Below are 4680 nucleotides of genomic sequence, written 5' to 3'. Positions count from 1 at the left end.
GTCATTTCAGATATGATCTTCTCTGAAGTAATCGTTACAGGAGGCAGCGGGTGGCGGGCGTGGACGAGTTCAAGGAGAACGAAGACCTCCCGAACACCACGAACCCCGACGACTGGGCCCGCATCTCCGGCAAGAAGGGCGAGCGGATCGTCTACATCCGGACGCTCATCTCCGGCAAGCAGGGCACCGAGCCGGGCCGCTCCATCGACACGGCCACGAACACCGGTCAGTACCTGTAAGACCGTCGTACCGGCTGCCCCTGGACACCACTGTCCGGGGGCAGCCGGCGTTTGGGCGGGTCGGTCTGGGCGGGTGTCCTGCCGTTGCACATCTTCGGCAGAACGTCGGTATGGGGTGCCGCGGAGGGGTGCGCCGGGGTTTTCCCTGATCCCTCGACAGCGCCCATCGGCGGTACCTTTTCGGTATGGGGACGGACGAGGTGCGCAAGGACCTGCGGGCGGCGGCGGCCGCGCGGCAGGAGCTGGGGCCGGAGTACGAGGACGCGATCATCGAGAGCTTCCTCGAGAAGCTCGACGCGCGCGAGGCCGCGCGGCACGGGAACGAGGCGGAGCTCCGGTCGCGGGACCAGGTGCTGGAGGCGGTCGGCCTGAAGCGCCGCGAGACCGATCCCGGTGGCCTGGCGCTGGCGATCATCTCCGTCGTCGCCGCGATCCCGGTCACCGCGATCGCCGCCGACCTCACCGGACTCCCCGGCATGATCGTCAGCTGGGCCGGGCTGGTCGGCATCAACCTGGCCCGCAACTCCCGCCGCAACCCCGGCTGACTCAGACCAGGGTCCGCACGTACGGGCCCAGCAGCGCAGTCGTGTCCGGGACGAACGGCCACTCGTCCAAACGCCGTACAAGCTCGTCAGGGGCCATCCAGGCGCCCCAGGAGACCTCTTCGGGCTGGTGGGTGACCGGGCCGTCCCAGACGCACGTGTAGAGGTACGCGTGGTAGTTGGTGGACTCGTCGGCGTAGTCGCCTTCCGGGAGCTTCACGAGCTCGGCGCCGGTGATCCCCAGCTCCTCGGCCAGCTCCCGTACGACGGCGTCGTACGGGTCCTCGCCGGCCGCTATGACACCACCCGCGGAGAAGTCGTAACACGCCGGGAAGACGTCCTTGGTCGCCGTCCGGCGGTGCACGTAGATGTCACCGGCCGGATTCCGGACGAGTACGCCGGTGGCGGCGTGGCGCAGGTTGTCGCGGCGCATCACCGATCGCGGCGCCGATCCGGTGACATGGTTGTCGTCGTCCAGGATGGCCACGATTTCGTCCACGCGGGAGTTTCACACGTAACCCTGTGGACACGGCAACCGCTTTAGCGGCCGGTACCGCGTAGGCTCGTTCGCATGAGTGTTCGGCGGATCATGGGGACCGAGACCGAGTTCGGTATCTCGGTCCCAGGCCAGCCCGGGGCTAACCCGATGCTGACCTCGAGCCAGGTGGTGAACGGCTACGCCCAGACGCAGCCGCTCGCGCGCAAGACCAGGTGGGACTTCGACGAGGAGCACCCACTGCGGGACGCGCGCGGCTTCGACCTGAGCCGGGAGGTGGCCGACTCGAGCCAGCTCACCGACGAGGAGACCGGCCTGGCCAACGTGATCCTCACCAACGGCGCCCGGCTGTACGTCGACCACGCCCACCCGGAGTACTCGGCGCCCGAGACCACCAACCCGCGCGACGTGGTGGTCTGGGACAAGGCCGGCGAGCTGGTGATCATGGAGGGCGCCCGGCAGGCTCGGCAGATCCCCGGCGCGCCGCCGCTGAATCTCTACAAGAACAACACCGACAACAAGGGCGCGTCGTACGGCTCGCACGAGAACTACCTGATGCGCCGCTCGACCCCGTTCGCGTCGATCGTGCGGCACCTCACCCCGTTCTTCGTGAGCCGTCAGGTGGTCACCGGCGCGGGCCGGGTCGGGATCGGCCAGGACGGCACCGCGCACGGCTTCCAGATCAGCCAGCGGGCCGACTACTTCGAGGTCGAGGTCGGCCTGGAGACGACGCTGAAACGGCCGATCATCAACACCCGCGACGAGCCGCACGCGAACCCGGACCGCTACCGCCGCCTGCACGTGATCATCGGTGACGCGAACCTGTCCGAGATCTCGACGTACCTGAAGGTCGGGACGACCAGCCTGGTGCTGTCGATGATCGAGGACGGCTGGCTGACCGACGACCTGAGCGTCGACCGCCCGGTCACCGCGCTGCACGAGATCAGCCACGACCCGACCTGCACGCACCTGATGACGCTGAAGGACGGTCGCAAGCTGACCGCCGTACAGCTCCAGACGGAGTATCTCGAGCAGGCCCGCAAGTACGTCGAGGACAAGTACGGCGACGACGCCGATCGGCAGACCAAGGACGTGCTGCACCGCTGGGAGCAGGTGCTCGACCAGCTCGCCACCGACCCGATGAAGCTGGCCGACCAGCTGGACTGGGTGGCCAAGCTGAAGCTGCTGCAGTCCTACCGCGACCGCGACGGCCTGGAGTGGGACGACTCGAAGCTGCACCTGGTCGACCTGCAGTACGCCGACCTGCGCCCGGACAAAGGTCTTTACTACAAGTTGGTCAAGGCCGGCCGGATGCAGCGCCTCGTCACCGACGAGGAGATCCGGATGGCGGTCTCGCACCCGCCGACGGACACCCGGGCGTACTTCCGCGGCCGCTGCATGCAGCAGTACGCGCCGCAGGTCGCGGCCGCCTCCTGGGACTCGGTGATCTTCGACCTGCCGGGCAAGGAATCGTTGCAGCGGATCCCCACTTTGGACCCGTTGCGGGGCACCAAGGCGCATGTCGGGGCACTTTTGGACCAGTGCGACACCGCGAGTGACCTGGTTCGCACCATCACTGGGGGTGCCGCCGGGTAGGGTCGCTATTGAGGGTCGGTTGGGCGGCCCTCCCAGCGGTTCTAGGAGGTGTGTGCCATGGCGAAGGACGGCGGTCAGCAGCACAAGCAGCCGAAGCGTTCGTCGACCGAGGAAGAGGTCGAGCAGGTCGAGGCGTCGGAGGACGTCCAGGAGCGCAAGGAGCGGCTCGACGAGGACGTCGACTCGATCCTTGACGAGATCGACGAGGTGCTCGAGGAGAACGCCGAGGAGTTCGTCCGCGGGTTCGTGCAAAAGGGTGGGGAGTGAACCGCTCGATGACATTCGATGCCTCCGGCCGGTTGCCGGAAGCCTTCCTGACCCCAGGCGGCTCGTCGTTCATGGACTTCCTGGCCGGGCACGCGCCCGACCTGTTGCCGGGACGGCGCAGCCTGGGGTCGGCCGACTTCTCCGCCGACGTCCCGCACGGCACGACGATCGTCGCGGCCACCTTCCCCGGTGGTGTCGTGATGGCCGGCGACCGGCGGGCCACGATGGGCAACATCATCGCCCAGCGTGACATCGAGAAGGTGTTCCCGGCCGACGAGTACTCCGCGGTGGCGTTCGCGGGCTCGGCCGGGTTCGGGCTGGAGATGGTGCGGCTGTTCCAGGTGGAGCTCGAGCACTACGAGAAGCTCGAGGGCACCACGCTCAGCCTGGACGGCAAGGCCAACCGGCTGAGCGCGCTGATCCGGGGCAACCTGGCGATGGCGATGCAGGGCCTGGCCGTGGTGCCGCTGTTCGCGGGCTACGACGAGGACATCAAGGGCGGCCGGATCTTCTCCTACGACCCGACCGGCGGGCGGTACGAGGAGACCCACTTCCACAGCGTCGGCTCGGGTTCGCTGTTCGCCCGCGGCGCGCTGAAGAAGCTGTACCGCGAGGACCTGTCCGCGCCCGAGTGCGTCACGGTGCTGATCCAGTCGCTGGTCGACGCCGCCGACGACGACTCGGCGACCGGCGGGCCGGACATGCTGCGGCGGATCTTCCCGGTGGTCGGCGTGGTCACCGCGGACGGTTACCTGCGGCTGCCCGAGGACGAGGTGGCCGACATCGTCGACCGCGTCTGGGCCGAGCGGCACAACCGTCCCGACGGCCCGGCTTCCGGCTCCTTGACCTGACCCATCGACTGATAGAGGACGACACTTTCGATGAGCGTTCCGTTCTACGTCTCGCCCGAACAGCTGATGCGGGACCGGGCCGACTTCGCCCGCAAGGGCATCGCCAAGGGCCGCAGCGCGATCGCGCTGCAGTACGCCGACGGCATCCTGTTCGTCGCGGAGAACCGGTCGCCGGCGTTGCACAAGGTGGCCGAGATCTACGACCGGATGGCGTTTGCCGCGGTGGGCCGGTACAACGAGTTCGAGAACCTGCGGATCGCCGGCGTCCGGCTGGCCGACATGCGCGGGTACTCCTACGACCGGCGCGACGTCACCGGCCGGGCGCTCGCCAACGCCTACGCGCAGACGCTGGGCGCGATCTTCTCCTCCGGCGGTGAGAAGCCGCTCGAGGTGGAGATCCTGGTCGCCGAGATCGGCGCCAGCACCGCCGAGGACCAGATCTACCGGCTCACCTACGACGGCTCGATCGCGGACGTCCGCGGGTACGCCGTGATGGGCGGGCCGGCCGAGCAGGTCGCGGACTACGTCGGCGAGCACTACCAGGAGGGCATCTCGCTGGCCGGCGCGCTCCGGCTCGCGGTGGACGCGCTCGGGCACGACAGCAACGAGGTCCGGGAGCTGACCCCGGACCAGATCGACACCACGCACCCCGTCGTACGGCGGGGGCACGTCGAACATCACGATGTCCG

General features: G+C 68.4%; 6 protein-coding genes and 1 pseudogene. 6 read left to right on the top strand and 1 reads right to left on the bottom strand.

The annotated features are described in order from the left end of the window. Window positions 1-53 precede the first annotated feature (53 nt). Together ACWCOV_RS41585 and ACWCOV_RS41580 are read left to right on the top strand one after the other, a co-directional pair. Window positions 54-239 (top strand): annotated as a pseudogene (locus tag ACWCOV_RS41585) (proteasome ATPase); the annotation flags it as partial. Window positions 240-424: 185 nt separating this feature from the next. After that, window positions 425-784 carry a hypothetical protein gene (locus tag ACWCOV_RS41580; RefSeq protein ID WP_449834893.1) on the top strand — a complete coding sequence of 120 codons (360 nt, stop codon included), beginning with the start codon at window positions 425-427 and terminating at the stop codon, window positions 782-784. Between the two features lies 1 nt (window position 785). Here ACWCOV_RS41580 and ACWCOV_RS41575 read toward each other — a convergent pair whose 3' ends face one another. Further along, window positions 786-1280: an NUDIX hydrolase gene (locus tag ACWCOV_RS41575; protein ID WP_449834892.1), complete on the bottom strand. Its 495-nt coding sequence runs from the start codon at window positions 1278-1280 to the stop codon at window positions 786-788. 72 nt (window positions 1281-1352) lie between these two features. Between ACWCOV_RS41575 and dop the strand changes: the two genes are divergently transcribed. From dop to prcA, 4 genes are all read left to right on the top strand, one after another. Next, the gene (gene dop / locus ACWCOV_RS41570) at window positions 1353-2873 is read left to right on the top strand and encodes a depupylase/deamidase Dop (protein ID WP_449834891.1); all 1521 of its coding nucleotides are present in this window, start codon (window positions 1353-1355) and stop codon (window positions 2871-2873) included. A 57-nt stretch (window positions 2874-2930) separates the two neighbouring features. Then, window positions 2931-3140, top strand: coding sequence for a ubiquitin-like protein Pup (locus ACWCOV_RS41565; protein ID WP_130448384.1), 210 nt, complete (start codon window positions 2931-2933; stop codon window positions 3138-3140). 8 nt (window positions 3141-3148) lie between these two features. After that, on the top strand, window positions 3149-3991 hold the full coding sequence (prcB, locus tag ACWCOV_RS41560) for a proteasome subunit beta (protein WP_449834890.1): 843 nt from the start codon (window positions 3149-3151) through the stop codon (window positions 3989-3991). Between the two features lie 30 nt (window positions 3992-4021). Further along, the coding region (gene prcA / locus ACWCOV_RS41555) for a proteasome subunit alpha (RefSeq protein WP_449834889.1) at window positions 4022-4680 on the top strand (659 nt) is incomplete at its 3' end.

It is taken from the genome of Kribbella sp. NPDC002412 (genome assembly GCF_053592935.1).
This window is presented reverse-complemented; position numbering and strand designations above follow the sequence as displayed.